Origin of the sequence: Gilvimarinus agarilyticus (genome assembly GCF_000832015.1) — a bacterium.
Taxonomy (GTDB): domain Bacteria; phylum Pseudomonadota; class Gammaproteobacteria; order Pseudomonadales; family Cellvibrionaceae; genus Gilvimarinus; species Gilvimarinus agarilyticus.
The window spans coordinates 2,369,669-2,393,258 of the sequence record NZ_JXCJ01000001.1; the positions used below are offsets into that span (position 1 = coordinate 2,369,669).

The following is a 23,590-nucleotide window of genomic DNA, read 5'->3' on the forward strand; positions in this document are numbered from 1 at the left end:
CTGTTTGCAATTGTTGCGCTAGCGCCACTGATTTAACCGTTTAGCCGCAAGTGTTTAACCGTCTAACAGAGTAACGTGAGGTCAGCCATGAATACGTCAGCACAAACCCCCGCCATTGAGTTTAAAACGCCCGCTCTATGGCGCGAACAATGTTTTTACGCCGGGCAATGGCAAGCGGGAGACTCAGGTGAGCGTATAGAGGTGGTTAACCCTGCCACCGATAAAGTCATTGCACGGGTGCCATCGTTAGCTAAACACGAGCTTGAAAAAGCTCTGACTGAGGCGCAGCAAGGTTTTGAATATTGGCGGGCATTAACCGCGCTGGAGCGCTCCGCCAGACTGCGGCGCTGGTTTGAATTAATGCAAGCGCACAAAGAAGATTTAGCGCGCATTATGACGGCAGAGCAAGGCAAGCCGATTAATGAGTCTCGCGGCGAGATCGATTACGCCGCCTCTTACATTGAGTGGTTCGCCGAAGAGGCGAAACGCGGCTACGGCGAGATGATTCCTGCATCCAAGGCCGGTCAGCATTTGTTGGTTCGCCCCGAGCCCATTGGGGTGAGCGTGGCCATTACCCCGTGGAATTTTCCCGCCGCCATGATTACCCGCAAAGCGGCCGCTGCTTTAGCGGCCGGCTGCTCGATGGTGGTTAAGCCGGCCTCTATGACCCCACTTAGTGCTTTGGCGCTTGCCTATCTGGCCGATAAGGCCGGAATCGATAACGGCGCATTTAGCGTCGTGACCGGTGATTCCGCAACCGTCGGCCAAGTGTTTACTGAGTCGCGGTTGGTTAAAAAGCTCAGCTTTACCGGCTCGACTCAAGTGGGCCGCAAGCTCATGGAGCAATGCGCGCCAAACCTGCAAAAGCTTTCGCTGGAGCTGGGCGGCAACGCCCCCTTTATCGTGTTTGACGACGCCGATGTAGAAATGGCGGTAAAAGGCGCGATTGGCTCTAAATTTCGCAATACGGGGCAAACCTGTGTCTGCCCCAATCGATTTTTGGTGCAGGCAGGCATTCACGACAAGTTCGTAACCGCCCTTAAAAAAGCCATGAGTGAACTTAAGCTGGGCGATGGCTTTGACGAAGAGGTAAAACAAACCTCGCTTATTAACGCCGGAGCGGTAGACAAGGTTAAGCGCCACTACCTGGACGCCTTAGAAAAGGGCGCTGAATGTGTACTGGGCGATGAGCCTGGCACCCTGGAACACAACCGGGTGGCGCCGATTCTGCTAACGGGCGTTACCCCAAAAATGCAGTTGTGGCAGGAGGAAACCTTTGGCCCGGTGGCGCCGGTGTTACAATTTACCACCGAGGCCGAGGGTATAGAATTAGCTAATGCCACCCCCTTTGGTTTGGCTGCGTACTTTTACACCCAAAATCTGGATCGATCCTGGCGTGTTGGCCAGGCGCTAGAGTCTGGTATGGTGGGCGTGAACGAGGGCGGTATCTCCAATGCCATGGCGCCTTTTGGCGGTATCGATCAATCCGGGTTTGGCCGTGAGGGTGGACGCCAGGGCATGCAAGAGTATCAACAGTTAAAATACCTGTGCTACGGGCCTGCCGGTAGTGATAGTGACTAAGCGATGAGATTATGACCCAAGGGCCACTTAGCCAGCTTGAATTTAACCTCAATATAAGTGCTGAGCAGCTAGAGCTATACTATCGCGGCAGTGTCCGTGAGGTGCTGGCCCATACCAACGATGGCCGCCGCTTGCGGTTTCCTTTGTCGTTATTGCGGCCGTATGTCACCTACGGTGGTGTGCAAGGGCGGTTTCGAATTCTTTTTGATCAATCCCGGCGCTGCGAGCGGTTGGAAAAAATCGACGCAGGGCGCTAAATTCAGTATCCTTGCGCCGTTTTTGACGAATTAAGCGAGTAATTGCCATGTACCACGCCGTACGCAACCTGTTGTTCCGTCTTAACCCCGAAACCTCTCATGAGCTAAGCCTGGAGTGCCTAGGGGCGGGGGAGCGCTTAGGGGTAACCCGCTTGATGGGCAGCGTGCCCGACGACCCGGTAGAGGTGATGGGGCTGCGCTTTCCCAACCCGGTCGGCTTGGCGGCGGGGCTGGATAAAAATGGCGACTACTTTAATGCGCTGGGCGCCTTGGGTTTTGGCTTTGTCGAGATCGGCACCATAACGCCTTTGCCTCAGCCGGGTAACCCCAAGCCGCGTCTGTTTCGGTTAACCGGTCATCACGCCATCATTAACCGTATGGGGTTTAACAACAAAGGCGTCGAGCACTTGGTGGCACAGGTTAAAAATCGCCGATACGACGGTATTCTGGGGATTAACATCGGCAAAAATGCCAAAACGCCGGTAGAGAACGCCCTAAGTGATTATCGTGCCTGCCTGCGTAAGGTGTACGCTCTGGCCGATTACGTCACGGTTAACGTCTCGTCGCCCAATACCCCCGGCTTACGCAATTTGCAGTTTGGCGAGAGCCTCACCGAGCTATTGGCCGGTATTAAACGAGAACAGCGCAAGCTAACCGAAGAGCAAGAGCGCTACGTACCCATTGCCGTAAAAATAGCGCCGGATATGGACGAAGCCGAAATAGCCTCGGTAGCTGAGACCTTGCTTAAGCTCGACATAGACGCCGTTATCGCCACCAACACCACCATTGGCCGCGAGGGCGTAGAGACCGACCCGCAACACACAGAGGCGGGCGGTTTGAGCGGCGCTCCGGTACGGGATAAAAGCACGGCGGTGATCGCAGCACTGGCCAAAATGCTCAACGGCCGGATTCCCATTATCGGTGTCGGTGGTATCGACAGCGCGGCGGCGGCAGTAGAAAAAATGGCTGCCGGGGCGAGCTTGGTGCAAGTTTATTCGGGCTTTATATATCAGGGGCCTGGGCTGGTTAAAGAGTGCGCCGAGGCGGTGGCAAAATACCGCCGCGAACAAGCGCGGTCTTAAGTACTTGGGGCCTAAGCCCTTGTGAGCTCGGGATGGCCGTGGTTGCGTGGTGAAAAGGCGGCGGGCCAAAACGTAAAAGGCCCGCACTGGGCGGGCCTGATCTGCGGGTGGCAGATCCTGAGTCTTTTACAATGAGTCTTTCTGTAATGCCATTTTTACTAAAGCAGTGTTACGTAAAGTCGTCGTTGTCTTATGGCCTCAGTTGTTAGTGGAGGTTGCTCAGCTTTTGCACCTGTGCCGCGCGATTAAACCCGTCCCATTGATCGGTGCGCGATTCGCGCCAGCCGCTCATCCATTGCTGCCGTGTAAGGCCGGTTTCATGAGGGCAGATGCTTCTGGATCGCCCGTCAATTCCGGCCTGATAGCCTTTACCGAATGCTCGTTCAAGTTGATCACGTTTTTGGCGTTTCATGCTTTGCAATACCTCTTCGGTTGTCATATGAGCGCGCCGTTTGAGCGTTAGCTTAATGGATGCTCATCTGTGTCAGAACCTGGTGTCAGACTCCAGAGCTGGCGCCGCTCCCGTAGTGTGGTTGAGAAAATTGCGAAAACTACCATCTCCTGTGTCTGCGACTAGCCGTAAGGTTAGTCTTGGTGAACGTGAGCCACTGCCAGGCGGCGATTGCCGGCCTGATGATTCAGCCCGGGGGCTGGTGCCGTGGCGGCCGGTAGAGCAGCTGTGAGCCAGACGCCAAGTTGTTGGCGTTGCGGCGGGCAAAGCCCATGTACCGGACGTTTGCTGTTACCGTGAGCCGAGCCGGGTACTGCTCGATCGTGGTAAGCCGCTAACTTGGGCGGCGCGACCTGTGGGCCGGTGTGGCTCCGATCCCCCGTGGGGAGTGTTAGTAGCAGGGCGCAAATCCCCATGACGCTCACTCACTGAGTCGGGCGTCAAGCTTGGTTTTAGGCGTACATAGCTGATCTGGTTGTCCGCCGTTGCCGGTAGGAATTTACCGACATGCGCTGTATGATTTTCAGCGGCGGACAGCCAGTACACCAAAATCTAGCGGCGCTGTGAACGAATTAATTTTTATAGCGGTAGACGTTAATAGATCGCAAGGGTCTTAACAAAACCGTCATTTTACGGAACCGCCCAAGGCATTTACGGTCTCGGCGGCGAAGATAACCAGGTATTTGCCTGATTTTACCAGTGTTGAGAAAGCCTAACCCATGATTGCCGATCATCAATTTTTTGCCACTTGCCCCAAAGGGCTCGAATCACTCCTGCTGGATGAGCTTAAGGCGCTCGGCGCCGAAGACGTCCGCGAGACCATTGCGGGTGTGTACTTCTCCGGCGACATTAAAAAAGCGTACGAGGTGTGCCTGTGGTCGCGTCTGGCAAACAAAATCTTGATGCCGCTGGTGCAAGAGCGTGTCGATACCGCCGACGATTTATACCGTGTCGCGCGCGCCATCGACTGGACACAATACCTTAAGCCAAACGGCTCGCTGTTGGTCGATTTTAGCGGCGAGAGCCGCTCGATTCGCAACACGCAGTTTGGCGCGGTAAAAGTGAAAGACGCCATCGTCGATTGTTTTCGCGACGAAACCGGCGAGCGGCCCGACGTGGCAAAGCGCGATCCGGATTTGCGTGTCAATGCGCGCCTGGCCCGGGGCAAAGTGACCATCGGCCTGGATTTATGTGGCGAGAGTTTGCACCGCCGCGGGTATCGTAAATCACAGGGTGAGGCCCCGCTCAAAGAAAACCTCGCCGCCGCCATTTTAATGCGCGCCGGCTGGGGCACCAATGGTGCCCAAGAGGCGCTGCTGGACCCCATGTGTGGCTCGGGTACGTTTTTGATTGAGGCGGCTATGATCAGCGCCGATATCGCGCCGGGTTTAATGCGCACGGGCTTTGCCTTTGAGCGCTTGCTGAATCACGATGCCAACCTCTGGGCCGAGCTGCGCGAGCAAGCCCAGTCGCGCAAGCGCAAAGGGCTGGAGCGCGAGCTGCCGGAAATTCGCGGTTACGATGCCAACTTAGCCGTAATACGCGCCGCCGAAGAAAACATCACCCGCGCCGGTTTTGACGATTGGCTGCGGGTTACCCGCAAAGAGCTGCGCGAATTTGTTAAGCCCACCCACAAAACATTAGAGCACGGCATTATCGTTACCAACCCACCTTACGGTGAGCGCCTGGGTGAGATCGAAGCCATGAAGAGTTTGTATCGCCATTTGGGCGAGCGACTGCGCGAAGAGTTTACCGGCTGGCGCGCGGCAATTTTTACCGGCAACCCAGAGCTTGGCAAGCAAATGGGTGTGAGGGCGCAAAAAAAATACAAATTGTTTAATGGCACCATCGCCAGCGAGCTACTGTTGTTTTCCATCGAGCCGCAATACACCGTGCAAAACCGGGCGGCCGATGTGGATGCGCCCGATGCCGACTCTTCGGCGCCGGTCGCGTTAAGCAACGGCGCGCAGATGCTGGTTAACCGCTTGCAAAAAAACAGCAAAAAACTTAAATCCTGGCGCAAGCGCAGCGGCGCTAGCTGTTACCGCTTGTACGACGCTGATATGCCCGAGTACGCCTGCGCCATCGATGTGTACGAAGGTGTCGTAGACGGTACCAACACCATTCGCCGCCAGGTGCATGTGCAAGAGTATCAACCGCCGCGCTCGATTGACGAAAAAGCCGCTGCTGAGCGCTTCCAGGAAATTCAGGCCGCTGTACCGATCGCGCTAGACGTTTCGCCGGAGTCGGTCAGCTTTAAACAGCGCCGACGCAATCGCGGTGTTATGCAGTATGAAAAGCTCCACGAAAAACCCATGGGTGAATTGCTGCAAGTGCAAGAGGGCAATGCCAAACTGCTGATTAATTTATGGCAGTATCTGGACTCTGGTTTGTTTTTGGATCATAGGCCACTGCGCCTGCGCATTGCGAGCGAGACCAAAGGCAAACGCTTTTTAAACCTGTTTTGCTATACCGCCGCCGCCAGCGTGCAGGCCGCCCTTGGCGGGGCGCGCTTTACCCTAAGCGTGGATATGTCGCAAACTTACCTCAACTGGGCGAGCCGCAATTTGGCCATGAACGGTTTAAGTGAGTCGCGCAACCGGCTGGAAAAAGCCGACTGCGTCAAATGGTTAAAAGAAGCCGACCAGAAATTTGATTTGATTATGCTCGATCCGCCGAGCTTTTCTAACTCTAAAAAAATGATCGATGTATTAGACGTGCAGCGCGATCATGTAAGCTTAATCGATCAATCCATGGTGCTGCTAGACGAGGGCGGGGTGCTGTATTTTTCCAACAACCTGCGCAGCTTTAAACTCGACAGCGATGCCCTCAGCCGGTATCAGGTAGAGGATATCTCGGCCGCGACTATCGATGATGATTTTTCCCGCAATCAAAAAATCCATCAGTGCTGGCGCATCACCCGCGGCTAGTGGTTGGCGGCCCGAGGCAACATGAGCTTTAAGCGAGCAGCCAATTACCTGTGGCAACGTAACCCCATCACCCGCGTGCTGTACGCGCGGGCCGACCGGGGGTTAAAAATCATCGCTTTAAGCTTAATCGTGGTGCTGCTCACGGCGTTACCCTACGGCATAACCAGCAGTTTTGGTTGGGCCGTTTCAGCCCGTACCGAGTTGGCCTGGTTGTTTGCGGTAGGGGCGGCGGTGGCCCATGTGGGGTTTGTGGTGGGGTTGTCGTTGCTGATTTATGATCGGTTGTGGCGGAGGTAGGGTGCCGCTAACGCGGTTTTTTATGTGCCCGAGTCGCCGGGCGTGGCGAAGTACTTTTCGTTTCGCGACCAAAAGTACTCAAAAGGCGCGCCCCCACATATCCAGCCCTTCGGGTCCCCTCACTCCGGCTGATTTTAACGGCACGGATTGACAGTGCGTCCATGCCCTGACAATCCTCTCGCACACGTCCTGTGTGCTCAACCGATAAAATAAGCCTCCATTCGGCTGTATCTACGGGGGAGTTCAAAACATCACTTCGTAGCTGGCAGGATCGATAAAAATACCAACTTTATCGCCTCACACGTCATGCCGGCCTTGAGCCGGTATCCAGTGGCTTTTTTTGCTACGAAGTGCATTGATGCCACATATTCACATTGGTGAACGCTTCCTCGAATGCCCTAAATCGTTGAGCTGAGGTCCGACTTGACGGCCAGTATGGCTAATAGCGCAGCTCAAATATCAACCGCTGGTACAGTGCAGGGCTGCACTGCTTATGGCGGCATTCCCGGCTTGGCATAAAAATCATTATCGGTTAGTATCATTGAATAATAAGCGCTTGCGAAGTATCGGCACGTATTTAGATGGAGAGTATGGTTTAAACGGATGTTTAGTTTTAAGTCCCCTTTATCCTTTTCCTCTTGGCCCCTTTACGACCAAAGCGCGTAACCGCGAGTTTATTGTGAGCCGGCTTACTTTTAAATGGCAAAAATAGCTCGATTCGGCTTTAAAATTATTTAAAAACAATGGTTTACGTGGCGAATGTTGTGCTCCTGTTAAATGAAATAGGTTGCCAGCGTTAAATCACGCAGGCGTACTTCGACTTTTTAAGATAATCGGCTTGTCGGGCTTTTTTCATCTTAAAATCAATGGGGTGGATCGTGTTGCTAAAGTGCATTCTACAAAAGATAGGTTGCCAGGCGCATTTTTCTACTCGCACACTAATAAGCTGTTAGCGCCAGGGAACTATCGATGAGCTTTGCCAGTGAGTTTAAGACTGTCGATTTGATTATTGCGTCTGAAGCGGAAACGCGCGGCGTCGACGCATTTGCACTATCGCTTATCAAAGCTGAGCGGCAACTGCGCAAGTGCTTTACTCACTTGGTATACCAGTTCATTTGCTTTGGGCCGGCGGACGTAGGAGCATTACGTAATACCCTAGCGAGCAACAAGCGCGTGTATTTCGAAGGCATTGAGAAAGGCTTCAACGCACTGTACCCAGTAACAATAGAGGCGCTCGTCGGTGCGAATTACGATAGGTTACGTGAAAGGCTTAATCAAGCAATTTCGCACAGGAACAAGATATTTCATGGACAGCTTACAGATCATTTCCTCAGTCGCGAAGAGTTGGTCGAGTTTGTGTCGGATATTCGAGCTTGGTGCGAGACCTTAGCGAGCCAAGCCAACGAGAGCTTTGGATATGATGGTTTGTCCAGAAACTCATTCCAAAAGTCAGCCCTTCCAAGGCTCGCACAAAGCCTAAAAGTGAATATGCACTCGGTAGCAGACTATGAAACTTTTATTCGAGACAACATGCAGCGCTAACAAGTCGTGTCAGTCGGACAGTTTGTTCCGTGGCTTCTTTGGTGCTGGGCGCTACGCTGGCACAAAAAGCCAATCCACAAACTGCCGCTGCACTCGGCGTTAGTTTTTTATCAAGGATAGAATCATGGCCGAAGATTGGGCTTTAAGACAAAGAAGATCAAATAGGTTGGCTAGGAAGCTGGCTGGCTATCTATTTGAACTAGATGATGTTACTCCTATCCAAATATACGGATTGTCGAAGCTTTCATGGATTACCACTAGTTTTGAGGGTGAAAATGCTAGCTATATAAGCAGTACAAAAATTCCAGCCTTAGAGAATATATTCAATTGTAGTTTTCAGAATCTATCTCATGGCGAAGTCTATAAAAAAATAGGTACGATTATTGACGATGATACTGTTGCGGAATTAGCTGAGGGACATACTGGCTTCACAAATTTCTATAAAGCTTATAGAAATAGTGTGCTTGATTGGGTGGGCGGTAATTTCAATGACCTACTTCCACTTTACAAGGCCGCTTACAGGGCAGAAAACTCCGCAGATAGAAAAGATATTGTTAAATCCATTTCAGCTTTACCTGGTGTTCCTAAGGCAAACCATCCGGAATCTTTGATGAGACCAGAATTCTTTCTGACTCCTGCCTTCTTCATGCTAGATGCCGATATCAAGTTTCCCCTTATTAACGGAAATGACGGCGTAAAATCTTTACTAAAAAGGCTTGAGGTCGAAAATAGCGACCTGATCACGCAATATACGTCGATGACGAGCCTCTATGGTGTTGGAGGGATAGTTGATGCTGCAGATCTTGATCAAGTGGGTCATGATCTCCCTGATTTTATCGATACAGATAAAAGAAAGGCAAAAAAGTCATTGCTTCTAGAAAAGGAAACAAATGGCGAAAGCGAATTACCGTTGAAAGATGAAGGTGACGTTGAAGCTATTAGAAGGTCAGCTAAAATAAAACAAAGAAGAATTCACAATCACCTAACCAATAAGTTGAAAAGTTTTTTGTCGAGCTACACATTACTGGAGGGTTGCGATCAATCCTGTATGTTTGATGCGTTAGTTCGTAACTATAGTGAAGATGAAGACCTTCTAATTGAGGTTAAGAGCTCTACTGAAACTCCGCATGTTCGTATGGCTGTTGGTCAGCTTTTCAATTACTGGTATGAATTGAAAGGAAATGCTGAACCAAATATTGCTATACTCCTTCCTGAGAAGCCAGATCAGAGTAATATTTCATTTTTAGGTTGGATGGAGGTGGGGTTGATGTGGTTTGAAAATGATCAGCTTTGTACCGTTAATGATTGGCTCAAGCATCTAACAAATAAAAACTAACAACGGCTGCTGTCGGACTGGAAAAAGTTCCGGCTTCGCCTCCACTTTCGCCAGCCGAAGAACCGGGCGTTAGCGCGGTCTGGGAGAAAACGAAAATTGATAAGCGAGTTGCTCAACAAGACTAGGAATACGCACGATGCGTGTAGTGACATCAAGTCAGGGGTCGCTTTAGGGCTTATTAGTGTTGCTTGGTTTGGTTTGGTCGCGGTTACGATAGAGCGCATTGAAAGCTACGACCCGGAACTCGTTGTGAAGGTTCTTACTCTCGTTGGCGCCACTCTTGGTGTCTACGTCGCGGTCTGGAAGCTCGTTTCTGACCTTCAATGGAAGAGATCTGAAGTTTATCTTGAGCAAGCTAAAGAATTCTTTGAAAAATCTTATGCCATCCTCGAAGTCGATGAAAGCACCGGGTATCCCAAAAATTCGAGGCAACTATGGCTTTCTTCCTCGAGATTACTTCTCGCAGCGTTAGGCTTAGGGAAGAAAATTACAGACTCGAGCCATCGGGAAACTTTCGTTGAGTATACTGAATATTGGCGCATTAAATTTAGAGAGCTATTGGATTTCGACGGTGATTCAACACCGGACGAATCTTATTACTATGAAGACGGAGCGCTCAACACCTGGTCAAGAGGTCTACGGGCACCCTTGGCTGAAAGATCTATCGCTGTGCTTTACCGTTTTACAGACTGGCCAGACGGGCGTGAAGATTGGTTATCCTTCGAATCAGATTTCACGGATGCTGAAATTAAACGGATCGATAAATTTGGCAATAGTGGTCTGGCTGGATATTGTCGAAAACGGAGAGGCGGGCGCTAACAAGGCAGGCCGACGCCATAAAGTGGCGCGGCTGCTTGCGGCGTTAGAATCCCACGTTACCCATAAAAAGTAGACATCTTCTATAGTTATCTGGGAGCACGTGTAGTAGAAGAACCCTCTTCTCATAAAAATATTGAGCTTAGCTGACAGGCACAGTAAAGTCGGTATTTATTACGTGTTTCTTTTCAGTTCGATCATTTATTTTCTGCATTACCCACGAATAGAGGTACATGATTTTGATCAAATTCTACAGCGAAGAGTCGGCGGGTTTCGTTATGCTTGATAATGTCGCCGGGCAAGTGCTTACTATGATGGGCCATGGTGGCAGCAAGGAAGGGGCGGTCGATGGTGATGCGCTGTCTTCAGCGCTAGATAAGCTGACTTCGGCCGTTGCGCGTGAGCAGAAGGCAGACAGTGGTAACCTTGAAGAACAGGGCGGCGGCGATGATTGGGATGAGGCTGACGATGGCGATGAGCCGAAGTCGGTGAGCCTTTCGGCCCGGGCCGCGCCGCTTATTGAGATGCTGCGCCGCGCTAAGGATGCTGACGGCTACGTGATGTGGCGTCCGGAGTGACGTGACGGGGCGAGCCTTACCGTTGCCCCTTTAAAACATAACCGTTGGCGTGTGGTATAGGCGCGCGCTAGCGTCAGGTGCGCTATTTTATGCCGACACCCGATCCAGGAAAAATCGTATCCTTCAGTAAGCCGGAAGACCTTGGTCACTGGCTTGAGCTAAATCACGCCACCGAAACTGAGTTGTGGGTGAAAATGTATAAGAAAAGCTCTGGCATCCCGAGTGTAGCGTGGGACGATGTCGTGGTTGAGGCACTGCGCTGGGGCTGGATTGATGGTCTTAGAAAGTCACTTGATGAACAGGCCTTTATCCAACGTATCTCACCCAGAAACGCGCGAAGCAGCTGGTCGAAAAGAAACCGCGAGCATGTGGAGCGTTTGATAAGCGAGGGCCGGATAACGGCGGCGGGGCTCGCGCACGTAACGGCCGCTAAGGCAGACGGCCGGTGGGATAACGCTTATGCGGTAAGTGAAATGACAGTACCGGAAGATTTTTTGGCGGTACTCGAAGGCAAGCCGGAGGCAAAGCAGTTTTTTGAAACACTCACCAAGTCGAGCCGTTATATCATAGCCCATGGATTGATAAGTGCTAAGAAGCCCGAAACCAGAGCGAAACGATTTATCAAATACATGGACATGCTAGGCCGTAAAGAAAAGCCCACCTAGCCCTTAAGGAAGCGCCCGAGCGGACTTTACTTTGATTTGGCCAAACAGAAAAGCCACTCGCCTGCCCGGCGACAGAGGTCAACCTGCTAAACAACGCATTATTGTAAGTCGCATGGCGCTATCCTGATCGAGGCGGATTAAACGTCGCGCGTTAGCGATCAATCCTCCCCCAAAAAGCCTCCAGACTGATGCGCCCACAGCTGCGCATAAACTCCTTGTTGCGCAATTAACTCCTGATGGGTGCCTTGCTCGACGATGCGGCCCTGGTCTAACACAATCAGCCGGTCTAGCGCGGCAATGGTGGATAACCGGTGGGCGATGGCGATAACGGTTTTATCGCCCATTAGGTGGGTGAGGTTGCTTTGGATAACCGACTCTACCTCGGAGTCGAGCGCGGAGGTGGCTTCATCCAAAATTAGAATGGGTGCGTCTTTTAACAGTACCCGGGCGATGGCAATGCGCTGCCTTTGGCCGCCCGAGAGTTTTACGCCGCGCTCACCCACGTGAGCGTCGTAGCCGGTGCGTCCCTTTGAGTCTTTTAGGTTAACAATAAACTCGTGGGCCTGGGCTTGTTTGGCGGCGGCAATCATTTGCGCCTCGGTGGCGTTGGGGCGGCCGTACAGCAGGTTGTCACGAATGGAGCGGTGCAGCAGTGAGGTATCTTGGGTCACCATACCAATATGCTGGCGCAAGCTCTCTTGGGTTACCTGATCGATGTCTTGCCCATCGATGGTAAGGCGGCCGCTGGAGATATCGTAAAAGCGCAACAATAAGTTTACCAAGGTGGACTTGCCGGCGCCGGAGCGGCCGACTAAACCAATTTTTTCGCCGCTGTTGATGGCGAGGTTAAATTTCTGAATAACGTTTTTGTCTTCGCCATAATCAAAGTCGACATCATTAAAGTGAATTTCGCCGCGGTTAACCTGTAGCTCGCGCGCGCCGGGTTTATCGGTAATGGTGAACGGACGGGTTAGAGTGTTAGCGCCATCTTGCACGGTGCCGATATTTTCAAACAGCGAGGAGATCTCCCACATTATCCACTGGGACATACCGTTGATGCGCAGCACCATTGCCAGGGCGGTGGCGATGGCTCCGGTAGTAATGGCGGCGTCCGCCCACAGGCTGATGGCCAGCGCAGCCAATGAGAATATCAATAGGGCATTTAAGCTCCAGACACATACGTTTAGCACGGTAACCAAGCGCATTTGCGGGTGCACAGTTTGTAAAAACTGGTTCATGCCGTCGCGGGCGTAACTTGCCTCACGGCCGGCGTGAGAGAAAAGTTTTACCGTATGAATGTTGGTGTAAGTATCGACAATACGACCAGTCATTTCAGCGCGTGCATCGGCCTGAGTGGTCGAGATTTTGCGTAGCTTGGGTAAAAAATACGCGAGGGTACCAATATAGCCGACCACCCACACTAACATGGGTATCGCCATGCGCCAGTCGAGCGCGCCCATTAGCAGTATCATGCTGCCAAAATACACACCGATGTAAACGGCAACGTCCAGTAGCTTCATGACCGTTTCTCGCACCGCCAGTGCGGTTTGCATTACGCGAGTCGCCAGACGGCCGGAAAATTCGTCCTGAAAAAAGCCAACACTTTGCCCCAGCAGGTATTGGTGCGCCTTCCAGCGAATGGCCATGGGAAAATTACCCAGCATCGTTTGGTGAATAAACAATGCGTGTAGGGCAATAACCAGAGGAATACCAAGCAATAAGGTGAAGGCAATAACGCTTAGCCGGCCGCCGTAATCTTGCCAAAGAGTGTCGGGCGAGGTGTTATTGAGCCAATCTACCAAACTGCCCAGCGCACCAAACAGCGATACCTCGATAATAGCGATTGTGGCGGACAGCAGCGCCATCATTAACAGGTAGCGCTTTGCCCCTTGGGTAAAAAACAAACAAAAGGCTAATAGGCCTTTGGGCGGGCGTAGCTCACCACCTTGAGGAAAGGGTTTGAGCAGCTGTTCGAAAAATGCAAACATGGCTTCAATTCGCGTTATGGGCCCGTTAAGCTTAGGCGTTTGAAAGGGGAGTGGTGTCTCGTGGCAAGCGCTGATTGTAGCAAAAAATCAGGGGGCACCGTCAGTTATTACTGTTGTCACAAGAGTGTTATTGCAGCATGAGAAAGTGGATGTTGGTATTTGCGGCCGGCGCGCTGGGCGCGTTGGTGAGTTCGTTGGCCATGTGGTTGGCTGGGCGTTATGGATTAACCCAGGCGATGGGCGTTAGGCTGGCGCCGGCACTGTCGGCGCATTGGCTGTACCCGCGTATCGTATGGGGCGGGTTGTGGGGCTTTTTGTTTTTGTTGCCGTTGTTTGGCGGGCGCTGGATACTTAAGTCGGCGGTATTGGCGTTAATTGTGACGTTAGTTCAGCTATTTGTGATTTACCCCTATACCACCCGCTACGGTGTGGCCGGTTTAGAGCTGGGTATGCTGATGCCGCTGGCGGTGTATATTTTTGCGTTTATCTGGGCACTTACGGCAGCCATTAGCCTGCGCTTGGCATAGTGTGGCCTGCTGCCTACTCAAAGTGCTAGCCGGCGCACGCATTATGCGCCGCTGTTGTCGTACCCTGTTGGTCTGAGTAATGGTTAACCGATTTTTATTGTAGCTCCGGTCAATGCCGGTTATGGAGAGGTAAGTTATGAAGGTAGTAAATAAAATGCAACTGCTAAAGCAGGCCGTTCTGAGTGTGTGCCTGGTATTGCTAACGGTGCAGGTGCACGCCAAAGAAACACTCGACTCTGAAGTAGTGGACCAATGGCTGGCGACAACAAAAGCTGTGATTCCGATGCGGGATGTGTTTGAGCGGATAGCAGAGGAATCTGAAATTGCGCAAAAATATTCGCAGGATGAATTTAAAGCGATGGATCAGGATGAGCAAGATAAGCTGCTCGATCAGTTACTAAAAGACGAGGGTGTGTACGACGAGGTATACAAGGTGCTGGATGCAAATGACTGGGATAACGCCGGCAGCTATGTACGCGTGAGTGAGCGTATGGCCCAGGGCATCCAAGTGCATATGCAAAACATGATGCTTAAAAACCTACCGGCCGAGCAGGCGCAAATGGTAAAAGAAATGATGGGTGGCGATGTTGAGGCGGACCCAAAAGATGTGGAAGTAATCAGTAAAAACTGGGGTAAAATTTCGCGCTTTATTGGCGAGAATATTGACACCTCTGAGTTGCCCTCTATGGGGCAATAAACACTAGCAAACTGGTAAAAAGCGCACAGTGTGCGCTTTTTTTGTGCCTAACTTTATATTGCTACGCGGTTAACCTACCCGCGCGGTAATCGTTTATGGCTTGTTCTATCTCTTCGTGCGTGTTCATCACAAATGGGCCGTACTGGGCGATGGGCTCGCCAATGGGTTTGCCGCCAATCAGCAGTAGCCGCAGTGGCTCTGTGCCCGCAGCGGTAATGGCAATGCTGTCGCCATCACTGAGTAAGCCTGCCGTGCTGGTATTAACCAGGCGTTTATCTTCACCCACCAGCGCTTGGCCTTCGTACGGGTACAAAAACAAATGGTGCCCCTCGGGCACGTTAAATTGCTCAGTAATGCCGGCCGGTAGCGCGATATCCCAGTACACAGGCTCGGTGCTTAGGCCCGAGATTGTACCCGTGGTTGTCTTGCCGCTGTGGCTTAACGCCCCCGCGATAATTTTTACCGAGGCGCCGGAGTTAAGTGCCACAACGGGTATCGTGTCGGCGGCAATATCGCGATACGCCGCCGGCTTCATTTTCTCCTTGGCGGGTAGGTTTAGCCAAAGCTGAAACCCACGCATTTTGCCCTCGAGTTGTTGCGGCATTTCTGAGTGAATAATACCCCGGGCGGCGGTCATCCACTGCACGTCACCGGCTTTTAAGTCACCGCGATTGCCCATGTGGTCTTTGTGCAGCATATGGCCGTCGAGCATGTAGGTGACGGTTTCAAAGCCGCGGTGCGGATGCGACGGAAAACCCGCCATATAGTCGGCGGCGTTTTCGGAGTTAAACTCATCCAGCATCAACACCGGGTCGTGACGCACTCTGGGGCCTTGGCCCAGGCTGCGTTTAATTTTTACCCCCGCGCCCTCGCTGGCGGCTAATGCGGGGATCAACTGCTGTATTTCGCGGCTCATGTTAGTACCCCTCCAATGCATTGCGTTAAAAGTGCTAAGGCCTATCAAGCGGCCAAGGTGCGGTTAATTTCTTGCTCGGCGCCGGCAAGCGCTTTGTCTTTGCCCTCCGGGCCCATGGCGATACCTTCGGCGTAGATAAAGTGGGTATCGGTGAGGCCCAAAAACCCAAGAAACGCCCGCATATAGCCGGTTTGTGAGTCGGCCTGAGTGCCGGCGTACAAACCGCCGCGTGCGGCCAACACGTAAACCGGAATGGCCGGTAACAAGCCTTCAGGGCCGTTGCTGGTGTACTGGAAGGTCACTCCAGAGCGGGCAATGTGGTCAAAATAGGCTTTCAGGGTAGATGGTATGCCGAAGTTGTACATGGGCAGCCCAATGGTTACCACATCGGCCGATTTTAGCTCGGCGATCAACTCGTCCGAGTAGTCGACAATACTTTGTTCGGTGGGTGTGCGTTTTTCGGCGGGCGTTAAAAAGGCGTTAAAACGCTCACCGTCTAAGTGGGGCACCGGGCTTGCGGCAACATCGCGCACTAGCACCCGGCCATCGGGGTTTTGCTGCTGCCAGCGCTGCACAAACTGGTTGCTTAAGTAGCTTGATTGACCGTCATCACCGTTAAGGCTGCTTTTGATCTGTAACAGAGTTTTCATGGTTAGGCTTCCTGGTTAATGTCTATGGGTCTATTAAAGTATTTGCTGTCCCGATGATAAATAGCTAAATTCACCCTAATATGATCGAAAATATCGAAGTGTTGCTGTTGCGCAATTTAACCACCAGGATGAGACATGCCAAAAGACATTAAAGTAACGCTGGATCAGTGGCGGGCCCTGATTGCGGTGATCGAGTGCGGCGGTTACGCCCATGCCGCCGAGAAACTGGGTAAAAGCCAATCGACGGTGTCATACGCTATCAACCAGCTAGAGCAAGCGCTGCAAGTCGCGGTGTTTAAAATTGAAGGTCGTCGCGCCATTGCCACGCCCGCAGGCGAAAGCCTGTACCGGCGGGCGCGGCACTTGTTGGATGAGGCCGGGTCGCTGGAGGATGCCGCGGCGCGGATGGGGCAAAAGATCGAGCCCGAGGTACGACTGGCGGCCGACTTGCTGGCCCCGGCGAGCGAGATACTGCATTGCTTGCAGGAGTTTACCCAGCAGTATCCGACCACACGGGCCGATGTTTTAGAGTCCGTGTTAAGTGGTACAGAGGATGCGCTGGTCCAGCGGCAAGTCGATTTAGCCATTATCGGCCGTGTGCCCGCCGGGTTTATTGGCGATTACCTGCGCACTATATCCTTGATTGGCGTGGCCGCACCGTCGCATCCGCTACATCAGCTCGGGCGCGAGGTCACTCAGGAGGATCTGCGTCATCACCGCCAGCTCATTGTCCGTGACTCGGGTATCCACCGACGCTACAGCGCCGGCTGGCAAGAGGCCGAGCAGCGCTGGACCTTTACCCATATCAGCACCTCTCTTGCCGCTGTGCGTAGCGGCCTGGGCTACGCCTGGCTGCCTGAGGGCTACCTTGAGCAAGACCTTGCCTCCGGCGCCATTAAGCGCCTGCCCCTGGAGCAAGGCGGGGAACGGGTGGTGACCTTGTATTTGGTGTTGGCCGATCGCGATATCGCCGGCCCGGCCACGCGGGCACTGGCGCAAATCATTAAAGCGCGCTTTAGCKCTGTGTCAGCTCGTTAAGTCAATATATTGGCATCGTAAGCGTTAAGAGGTGTGACTACCTACCCAAACCATAACTCGGTCATCCCCGCGAAGGCGGGGATCCAGTGGCGTTGAGTACGCAGGCATTTGCGCTCCCACCTTCGCGAGGGCGACAAACCCAGTCTCAGAGCTAAGTAAGGGCCGCCCGGTGCTAGGGGTGCGTTAATCGCTGGGGGTCGAGCAATTCGCTCAACTTTTCGCGGGATAACTCGGTTTCTTCCTCGGCCACATCAAGAATATCTCGCTGCTCGCGATAGGCTTTTTTGGCGATTTCGGCGGCTTTGCTGTAGCCGATGGTGGCGTTAAGGGCGGTGACAAGAATGGGGTTTTTGGCCAGCGGGCGCTGGATTTTGTCGTGATTGACGCTAAACCCCGCGATGGCCTGATCCGCTAGGCTGGTGGCGCTGTTGGCCATGAGCTGGATGGACTGCAACAAGTTGCTGCCAATAAGCGGTAGCATTACGTTAAGCTCAAAGTTACCCGCACCGCAGGCACTGGTGGTCGCGGCGTCTAGCCCCATCACTTGGGTGGCGGCCATGGCCGTAGCTTCGGGAATCACCGGGTTCACTTTACCGGGCATTATCGACGAGCCAGGTTGCAGCGCGGGCAAGCTGATTTCTCCGATGCCGGCCAGCGGGCCGGAATTCATCCAGCGTAAATCATTACTGATTTTTAACACGGTGACGGCTAAGGTTTTGAGGGCGCCAGACAGGGCTGCTAAATCGTCCTGTGCGCCAATTTTGCTAAAAGCTGAGTCGCAAGGCGTAAAGGCAATACCGGTATCCTCGCTCAGGCAGCGAGCAAAGCTTTGGCTAAACCCTTCAGGGGTGTTAATGCCTGTGCCTACGGCCGTGCCGCCTTGGGGCAGGGCGCTGATCTCGTTAAGGGCCAGCTCCAGCCGTTGGCTGTTAGCGTGTATTTGCATGCTCCAGCCCGACAGCACTTGGCCAAACGTCACTGGCATGGCATCCATTAAATGGGTGCGGCCGGTTTTTACCACCTGATCCAGCTCTTGAGCACGCTGGGTGATGATGCTTTGCAAGTATTCAAGCGCCGGTAGCAGCTGCTGGGTAATTTGCGTGGCGCAGGCGATGCGAATACTGCTGGGGAAAACATCGTTACTGCTTTGGCTGCAATTAACGTGATCGTTGGGGTGAACTTCAATGTTGGCCTCAGCGCACAGGTGGCTGATCACCTCGTTGACGTTCATATTGCTGCTGGTTCCTGAGCCGGTTTGATAGATGTCCACCGGGAACTGCGCCCGATGCTGGCCTTCTAACAAGGTTTTGCAGGCTGTTTGAATGGCGCCGGCACGGGCAAAATCTAACGCCTCGCATTCAATATTGGCCCTGGCGGCGGCGTGCTTTACCTGCACAATGGCGTCAATCAGCGGCGCCGGCAGGGGGCCGCCACCTAACGTAAAGTTATCCACTGCCCGTTGCGTTTGCGCGCCGTACAGGGCATCTTGGGGCACCTTGACGTCGCCCAGGCTGTCACTTTCAATACGAACCGCGTTGTTGCCGTTGTCACTTGCGTCAAAAGAATCCATAGGGGCCTCGTATCTGCAGTAAAATGAGTGATTGAGTTACTGTAGCATAGCCGCCAATGGGTGTTGTGAGAGCGCGTTAAAGAGTCTGTAGTTTATGAGCACAAAGTTTAAAGTTCACAGTAGTTACCAGCCAGCGGGCGATCAGCCCACCGCGATTGCCGGCTTAGTTGACGGTATTGAATCGGGCCTGGCCCACCAGACACTGTTGGGGGTTACGGGCTCGGGTAAAACCTTCTCGATTGCCCATGTGATTGGTCAGGTACAGCGGCCCACCTTGGTAATGGCCCACAATAAAACACTGGCGGCGCAGTTATACGGTGAGTTTAAAGAGTTCTTCCCGGATAACGCGGTGGAATATTTTGTCTCTTACTACGATTACTACCAGCCCGAAGCCTACGTTCCATCCTCTGATACCTTTATCGAAAAAGACGCCTCGGTGAACGATCATATCGAGCAGATGCGCCTGTCGGCGACCAAGGCCTTGATGGAGCGCAAAGACGCCATTGTGGTGGCTACGGTATCGGCCATTTATGGCCTGGGTGACCCGGAATCGTATTTAAAAATGGTGTTGCACCTGGTGCGCGGTGACCGTATCGATCAGCGTAAAATATTGCGCCGTTTGGCCGAGCTGCAGTACACCCGCAACGATATGGACTTTCAGCGCGCCACGTACCGAGTGCGCGGAGACGTAATTGATATTTTCCCGGCCGACTCGGATATGGAGGCGGTGCGGGTTGAGTTGTTTGACGATGAAATAGAGCGCATCTCGATTTTTGACCCGTTAACCGGCGAGGTGCTGCACAAAGTGCCGCGCATGACGATTTACCCAAAGTCGCACTATGTTACGCCGCGCGAGAAAATACTAGCCGCGGTTGAAGATATTAAAGAAGAGTTGGCCGAGCGGTTAAAGCAGTTGCGCGAGAACGATAAACTCGTCGAGGCGCAGCGCTTAGAACAACGCACTCGCTATGATTTAGAAATGATGCAAGAGCTGGGTTACTGCAACGGCATCGAAAACTATTCCCGTTATTTATCGGGGCGCGATCCGGGCGAGGCGCCGCCCACCTTATTTGATTATTTACCCCGCGAAGCATTACTGGTAATTGATGAATCGCACGTGACGATTCCGCAAATTGGCGCTATGTACAAAGGCGATCGATCGCGTAAAGAAACCTTGGTTGAATACGGCTTTCGCTTGCCCTCGGCGCTGGATAATCGCCCCATGCGTTTTGACGAGTGGGAATCGCGCGCGCCGCAAATGATTTTTGTCTCGGCAACGCCCGCCGCCTACGAGGCGGAGCATGCAGGCCAAATTGTCGAGCAAGTGGTGCGGCCCACGGGGCTGGTTGACCCGCAAATTGAAGTGCGCCCGGCAACTACTCAGGTTGATGATGTGTTGTCTGAGCTGCGTGCGCGGGTCGAGCTTGAAGAGCGAATCCTGATTACCGTATTAACCAAGCGCATGGCCGAAGACTTAACCGAGTATTTATCTGAGCACGGCGTGCGGGTGCGTTACTTACACTCGGATATCGACACGGTCGAGCGGGTCGAAATTATTCGCGATTTACGCTTGGGCGAGTTTGATGTTTTAGTCGGTATTAACTTGCTGCGTGAAGGCCTAGATATGCCAGAGGTTTCACTAGTGGCGATCTTAGATGCCGATAAAGAGGGTTTTTTGCGCTCAGATCGCGCTCTGATTCAAACCATTGGGCGGGCGGCACGTAATTTAAACGGTAAGGCGATTTTGTACGCCGACCGTATTACCGGCTCGATGCAGCGCGCTATGGATGAAACCGAGCGCCGCCGCGAAAAGCAAATTGCCCATAACCTCGAGCATAATATTACGCCGCAAGGTATTAAAAAGAATATTGCCGATATTATGGAGGGCACTCAAGTGCCTGGCGCTAAAGGTAAGCGCAAGGGCGCGGGTAGGGGCAAATCAACCGAGACCGTCGAGTTGCCGGCCGATGGCGATATTTGGAAGCAGGTCGAAAAACTTGAGGCGCAAATGTTGGCCGCGGCAAAAGACTTAGAGTTTGAGCGCGCGGCGCAGCTACGCGATCAGATAAACCAACTGAAAGAGGCGGGCTTATAAGCCCGCTAGTTGTTTAGCTCGACCACCAGGCGAAAGCCGACATCCTCGTGGTACGTATGCTGTGGTTGAAATTGGCGGCTGTAGGTATTGGTGTCGCCAGCGTCGGATTTTAACGATCCGCCGCGTACCACCCGAGCCGGGCAGTTTGCTTGCTGATAGGCTTCAGCGCTCGGCGAGTTGCCTTGATAACCCTCGCGGTAGCAATCAGCCACCCATTCGGCGACATTGCCTGCCATATCAAACACGCCAAAATCGTTGGCTTTATAGCTGCCCACAGGGGCGGTTTTACCGCTAAAGAATCCGGTAAACTCGCTGTCGCAATAGCGCCGGCAGTTGGCGTAACCCGCCGCATCTTTAGCGTTGTTGCCCCACACATACTCTTGTGCTTTACCGCCTTTGGCCAGGTATTCCCACTCCGCTTCGGTAGGCAGACGGTAACGCATACCGGTTTGCTCGCTGAGCCATTTTGCGTACATATCGGCTTCCTCCCAGCTGACGTTTATCACCGGGCGGTCGCCGCGTCCCCAGCGGTTGTCTCCCGGTAGCGGCATGCCTTTGCGTTTGGCAAATAGCTCGTACTGGTCAAACGTGATCTCGTGCTGACTAACGGCAAAACGGTTATTGATGTTTACTTTGTGCACCGGTTGGCTGTTGTTGTCCGGCCCACCCATCGGGAATTGCCCCGCGGGTACGACAATCATAGAGGGGCCCCGGGTATTGCCCGAAAGCGTGCTGGAAAACACACTGCCCACCTCGCGTTGCTCGCGCAGGCTAACAGTTTTGGTTAACGGTTGTTGGTCGAGCGTTACCCACTGCAGGTATTTACGGTAGCCAGGCGCGGTTACCTCGACCTGATAGCGGCCGGGCTTTAGCTCGATGCCGGGGGTGTATTTGGCGCGTATGTTCATAATGCGGATGCGCGCATTGCTGGGCTCCGGGTTGACGGTAAAACTAAATTTGGCCGCCGACGCTGAGTTAGATTCAGTCTCGGGGTCAGAGCTGTCGGCCAATGCAAGCGTCAAATCGTCGGCTTCATTTAGCTCGTTGCCTTGCTCGGCTTCGGTCGAGCGCGCGGCATTACTGGATTCCAGTGTTAATTCTGAGCTTACAGCCAAGGTATCGCTCGTTTCCTCAGGCAGGTTGGGAGCGTCGGCATCGGCGCTCTGGCGTATTCTCCCCCCGTTATCGGTTATCGCATCAGTACTTGCTTGGCTAGAAAACTGGGTTGCTGTGTCGGTGATGCTGGCTGCGTTTTCGCCAGCGGTATCAGCCGAGGCTTCACTGGCCGCAGCGTGTAACTCTTGGTTGCCGGTTAATTCGTCGTTGTTAGTTTGATCGGCTTGCCAGGCAATGGTGGCGGAGCCTTGCGGTTTGGCATCTTCGGCCAGTGTAGGCGCTTCGGGTGGGGGGCTCGAGGGGTTAAACAACCAAATGATAACAAACAGCCCCAGCAGTAACACTACGCCTGTGGCCAGCCAGCGCTGTTGTTTGGGGCGGTTGAGTAGCCAGCTAAAGCGTAGAGTAGCTTGTGCTGATTTTTGAAACTGAGTGGCGACCAATGTGTTTTGCCGGGTAGGGTAATCGCCTAAGGCAACCTGTTCGGGCTCGACCTGATGAAAACCCTGTTCGCGAGAAAAGCGCAGGCCACGGAGGTTGCTCCACAGTTGGTGGCTGATGGATTTGGTACTATTGGCCAAGCGCCAACCGATGGTGTGTGTTAAAGCTTGAAACTGGTGGCTAAGGTTCTGACCGTCGCCATCGCCGTCACCCAGTTCTCGCATTTTTAACTGCAGTAGCTCGATATCAACCACCAATTCCCGGCCAGTTTGGTAGCGTTTGTCGGGCTCTTTATCGAGCAGCTTGTTGAGGATGTCCTGATAGCGACGATACTGTGCTGGCAGCTTGGGCAGGGGTGAGGCGAGGTGTTTTAAGGCAATGGCCACTGCCTCGTCACCCTGATAGGGCACGGCGCCCGTGAGCATCTCATAAAACACGATGCCCAAGCTGTATAAGTCTGAACGGCCGTCGGCATTTTTACCGCGGGTTTGCTCGGGGCTCATGTAGTGGGGGGTGCCCACCACGGTGCCGGCATGGGTGGCCCGCGGCCCACTGTTGCGCGCGAGCGCCACACCAAAGTCGGTGAGTACTGCCGAGCCGCCATCGCGAAATAAAATGTTTTCGGGTTTGATGTCGCGGTGGATGTAGCCTTTCTCGTGGGCATGACCGAGTGCCGAGGCCATTTCGCGCAAAATCTCGAGCGCGGCGTCGGGCTCGATACCAGTGAGCATTTTGTCGTGTATCGAGCCGCCCGGCAGGTAATCCATGGCGATGTAATTTAAGCTTTCGTGCCGGCCAATATCGTAAATCGACACAATATTGGGATGCGACAGTTGGCCCACGATATTGGCTTCGCGCTGAAACCGCTCACTGAAGCTCGGGTCGCCATTTAGCGCCGGCGACATAACTTTTAACGCGACGACCCGGCCGACGCTCTCCTGAATAGCCAAGTACACAGTGGACATGCCACCGTGGTTAATTTTGCGAATGATTCGATAGCCGGGAATATACATGGGT

Annotated in this window: 20 protein-coding genes; 14 read left to right on the top strand and 6 right to left on the bottom strand. The window is 53.1% G+C overall.

From position 1 onward, the window contains the following. Positions 1-87: 87 nt before the first annotated feature. From SD69_RS10155 to SD69_RS10165, 3 genes are read left to right on the top strand one after another with little or no spacing between them, the layout of a single operon-like run. The gene (locus SD69_RS10155; protein ID WP_052481052.1) at positions 88-1,581 is read left to right on the top strand and encodes an NAD-dependent succinate-semialdehyde dehydrogenase; all 1,494 of its coding nucleotides are present in this window, start codon (positions 88-90) and stop codon (positions 1,579-1,581) included. Positions 1,582-1,592: 11 nt separating this feature from the next. Next, complete coding sequence (locus SD69_RS10160) at positions 1,593-1,838, top strand: DUF2835 family protein (protein WP_041523135.1); 246 nt, start codon at positions 1,593-1,595, stop codon at positions 1,836-1,838. A 47-nt stretch (positions 1,839-1,885) separates the two neighbouring features. Next, the gene (locus SD69_RS10165; protein ID WP_041523136.1) at positions 1,886-2,920 is read left to right on the top strand and encodes a quinone-dependent dihydroorotate dehydrogenase; all 1,035 of its coding nucleotides are present in this window, start codon (positions 1,886-1,888) and stop codon (positions 2,918-2,920) included. A 205-nt stretch (positions 2,921-3,125) separates the two neighbouring features. Here the strand turns inward: SD69_RS10165 and rmf are convergent, their stop codons facing one another. Next, a complete protein-coding gene (gene rmf / locus SD69_RS10170; protein WP_041524671.1) occupies positions 3,126-3,332 on the bottom strand; it encodes a ribosome modulation factor in 207 nt (68 codons plus the stop codon). Between the two features lie 758 nt (positions 3,333-4,090). Between rmf and rlmKL the strand changes: the two genes are divergently transcribed. The 7 genes from rlmKL (at position 4,091) to SD69_RS10205 (ending at position 11,535) form a co-directional block, all read left to right on the top strand. Beyond that, positions 4,091-6,301 carry a bifunctional 23S rRNA (guanine(2069)-N(7))-methyltransferase RlmK/23S rRNA (guanine(2445)-N(2))-methyltransferase RlmL gene (gene rlmKL, locus SD69_RS10175; protein ID WP_041523137.1) on the top strand — a complete coding sequence of 737 codons (2,211 nt, stop codon included), beginning with the start codon at positions 4,091-4,093 and terminating at the stop codon, positions 6,299-6,301. Positions 6,302-6,322: 21 nt separating this feature from the next. Then, the gene (locus SD69_RS10180; protein ID WP_052481053.1) at positions 6,323-6,598 is read left to right on the top strand and encodes a hypothetical protein; all 276 of its coding nucleotides are present in this window, start codon (positions 6,323-6,325) and stop codon (positions 6,596-6,598) included. 969 nt (positions 6,599-7,567) lie between these two features. Next, positions 7,568-8,140 carry a hypothetical protein gene (locus tag SD69_RS10185; protein WP_041523138.1) on the top strand — a complete coding sequence of 191 codons (573 nt, stop codon included), beginning with the start codon at positions 7,568-7,570 and terminating at the stop codon, positions 8,138-8,140. 124 nt (positions 8,141-8,264) lie between these two features. Continuing rightward, positions 8,265-9,476 (top strand): hypothetical protein, encoded by a 1,212-nt coding sequence (locus tag SD69_RS10190; protein ID WP_041523139.1) that lies wholly within the window; start codon positions 8,265-8,267, stop codon positions 9,474-9,476. Between the two features lie 96 nt (positions 9,477-9,572). After that, positions 9,573-10,295 carry a hypothetical protein gene (locus SD69_RS10195; protein ID WP_041523140.1) on the top strand — a complete coding sequence of 241 codons (723 nt, stop codon included), beginning with the start codon at positions 9,573-9,575 and terminating at the stop codon, positions 10,293-10,295. Between the two features lie 230 nt (positions 10,296-10,525). Next, positions 10,526-10,870, top strand: coding sequence for a DUF1840 domain-containing protein (locus tag SD69_RS10200; RefSeq protein WP_041523141.1), 345 nt, complete (start codon positions 10,526-10,528; stop codon positions 10,868-10,870). 89 nt (positions 10,871-10,959) lie between these two features. Beyond that, positions 10,960-11,535 (top strand): YdeI/OmpD-associated family protein, encoded by a 576-nt coding sequence (locus SD69_RS10205; protein WP_041523142.1) that lies wholly within the window; start codon positions 10,960-10,962, stop codon positions 11,533-11,535. 158 nt (positions 11,536-11,693) lie between these two features. Here SD69_RS10205 and SD69_RS10210 read toward each other — a convergent pair whose 3' ends face one another. Continuing rightward, positions 11,694-13,523 (bottom strand): ABC transporter ATP-binding protein, encoded by a 1,830-nt coding sequence (locus SD69_RS10210; protein ID WP_041523143.1) that lies wholly within the window; start codon positions 13,521-13,523, stop codon positions 11,694-11,696. Between the two features lie 137 nt (positions 13,524-13,660). On the opposite strand from SD69_RS10210, the gene SD69_RS10215 reads away from it, so the two are divergent. Then, the gene (locus SD69_RS10215; protein ID WP_041523144.1) at positions 13,661-14,050 is read left to right on the top strand and encodes a hypothetical protein; all 390 of its coding nucleotides are present in this window, start codon (positions 13,661-13,663) and stop codon (positions 14,048-14,050) included. 136 nt (positions 14,051-14,186) lie between these two features. Then, complete coding sequence (locus SD69_RS10220; protein ID WP_041523145.1) at positions 14,187-14,747, top strand: hypothetical protein; 561 nt, start codon at positions 14,187-14,189, stop codon at positions 14,745-14,747. A 61-nt stretch (positions 14,748-14,808) separates the two neighbouring features. On the opposite strand, the gene SD69_RS10225 is transcribed toward SD69_RS10220, so the two are convergent. Both SD69_RS10225 and SD69_RS10230 read right to left on the bottom strand, forming a co-directional pair. Beyond that, positions 14,809-15,663 (bottom strand): pirin family protein, encoded by an 855-nt coding sequence (locus SD69_RS10225; protein WP_041523146.1) that lies wholly within the window; start codon positions 15,661-15,663, stop codon positions 14,809-14,811. A 44-nt stretch (positions 15,664-15,707) separates the two neighbouring features. Then, positions 15,708-16,313 (bottom strand): FMN-dependent NADH-azoreductase, encoded by a 606-nt coding sequence (locus tag SD69_RS10230; protein ID WP_041523147.1) that lies wholly within the window; start codon positions 16,311-16,313, stop codon positions 15,708-15,710. A 135-nt stretch (positions 16,314-16,448) separates the two neighbouring features. On the opposite strand from SD69_RS10230, the gene SD69_RS10235 reads away from it, so the two are divergent. Continuing rightward, positions 16,449-17,351 (top strand): LysR family transcriptional regulator, encoded by a 903-nt coding sequence (locus tag SD69_RS10235; RefSeq protein ID WP_041523148.1) that lies wholly within the window; start codon positions 16,449-16,451, stop codon positions 17,349-17,351. A 172-nt stretch (positions 17,352-17,523) separates the two neighbouring features. On the opposite strand, the gene SD69_RS10240 is transcribed toward SD69_RS10235, so the two are convergent. After that, positions 17,524-18,921, bottom strand: a complete 1,398-nt coding sequence (locus SD69_RS10240) for a class II fumarate hydratase (RefSeq protein WP_052481054.1) — start codon at positions 18,919-18,921, stop codon at positions 17,524-17,526. Between the two features lie 94 nt (positions 18,922-19,015). Between SD69_RS10240 and uvrB the strand changes: the two genes are divergently transcribed. Continuing rightward, complete coding sequence (gene uvrB, locus SD69_RS10245; protein ID WP_041523149.1) at positions 19,016-21,016, top strand: excinuclease ABC subunit UvrB; 2,001 nt, start codon at positions 19,016-19,018, stop codon at positions 21,014-21,016. Between the two features lie 5 nt (positions 21,017-21,021). Here uvrB and SD69_RS10250 read toward each other — a convergent pair whose 3' ends face one another. Continuing rightward, positions 21,022-23,586 carry a bifunctional serine/threonine-protein kinase/formylglycine-generating enzyme family protein gene (locus tag SD69_RS10250; RefSeq protein ID WP_041523150.1) on the bottom strand — a complete coding sequence of 855 codons (2,565 nt, stop codon included), beginning with the start codon at positions 23,584-23,586 and terminating at the stop codon, positions 21,022-21,024. Positions 23,587-23,590 lie beyond the last annotated feature (4 nt).

Bases quoted from the DNA above. Each gene is read 5' to 3' on its own strand.
- SD69_RS10185 (WP_041523138.1), top strand. From the start codon at position 7,568: ATGAGCTTTGCCAGTGAGTTTAAGACTGTCGATTTGATTATTGCGTCT.
- SD69_RS10205 (WP_041523142.1), top strand. From the start codon at position 10,960: ATGCCGACACCCGATCCAGGAAAAATCGTATCCTTCAGTAAGCCGGAA.
- SD69_RS10180 (WP_052481053.1), top strand. From the start codon at position 6,323: ATGAGCTTTAAGCGAGCAGCCAATTACCTGTGGCAACGTAACCCCATC.
- uvrB (WP_041523149.1), top strand. From the start codon at position 19,016: ATGAGCACAAAGTTTAAAGTTCACAGTAGTTACCAGCCAGCGGGCGAT.
- SD69_RS10155 (WP_052481052.1), top strand. From the start codon at position 88: ATGAATACGTCAGCACAAACCCCCGCCATTGAGTTTAAAACGCCCGCT.
- SD69_RS10190 (WP_041523139.1), top strand. From the start codon at position 8,265: ATGGCCGAAGATTGGGCTTTAAGACAAAGAAGATCAAATAGGTTGGCT.
- SD69_RS10240 (WP_052481054.1), bottom strand. From the start codon at position 18,921: ATGGATTCTTTTGACGCAAGTGACAACGGCAACAACGCGGTTCGTATT.
- SD69_RS10160 (WP_041523135.1), top strand. From the start codon at position 1,593: ATGACCCAAGGGCCACTTAGCCAGCTTGAATTTAACCTCAATATAAGT.
- rlmKL (WP_041523137.1), top strand. From the start codon at position 4,091: ATGATTGCCGATCATCAATTTTTTGCCACTTGCCCCAAAGGGCTCGAA.
- SD69_RS10165 (WP_041523136.1), top strand. From the start codon at position 1,886: ATGTACCACGCCGTACGCAACCTGTTGTTCCGTCTTAACCCCGAAACC.
- SD69_RS10215 (WP_041523144.1), top strand. From the start codon at position 13,661: ATGAGAAAGTGGATGTTGGTATTTGCGGCCGGCGCGCTGGGCGCGTTG.
- SD69_RS10220 (WP_041523145.1), top strand. From the start codon at position 14,187: ATGAAGGTAGTAAATAAAATGCAACTGCTAAAGCAGGCCGTTCTGAGT.
- SD69_RS10210 (WP_041523143.1), bottom strand. From the start codon at position 13,523: ATGTTTGCATTTTTCGAACAGCTGCTCAAACCCTTTCCTCAAGGTGGT.
- rmf (WP_041524671.1), bottom strand. From the start codon at position 3,332: ATGAAACGCCAAAAACGTGATCAACTTGAACGAGCATTCGGTAAAGGC.
- SD69_RS10200 (WP_041523141.1), top strand. From the start codon at position 10,526: ATGATTTTGATCAAATTCTACAGCGAAGAGTCGGCGGGTTTCGTTATG.
- SD69_RS10225 (WP_041523146.1), bottom strand. From the start codon at position 15,663: ATGAGCCGCGAAATACAGCAGTTGATCCCCGCATTAGCCGCCAGCGAG.
- SD69_RS10230 (WP_041523147.1), bottom strand. From the start codon at position 16,313: ATGAAAACTCTGTTACAGATCAAAAGCAGCCTTAACGGTGATGACGGT.
- SD69_RS10250 (WP_041523150.1), bottom strand. From the start codon at position 23,586: ATGTATATTCCCGGCTATCGAATCATTCGCAAAATTAACCACGGTGGC.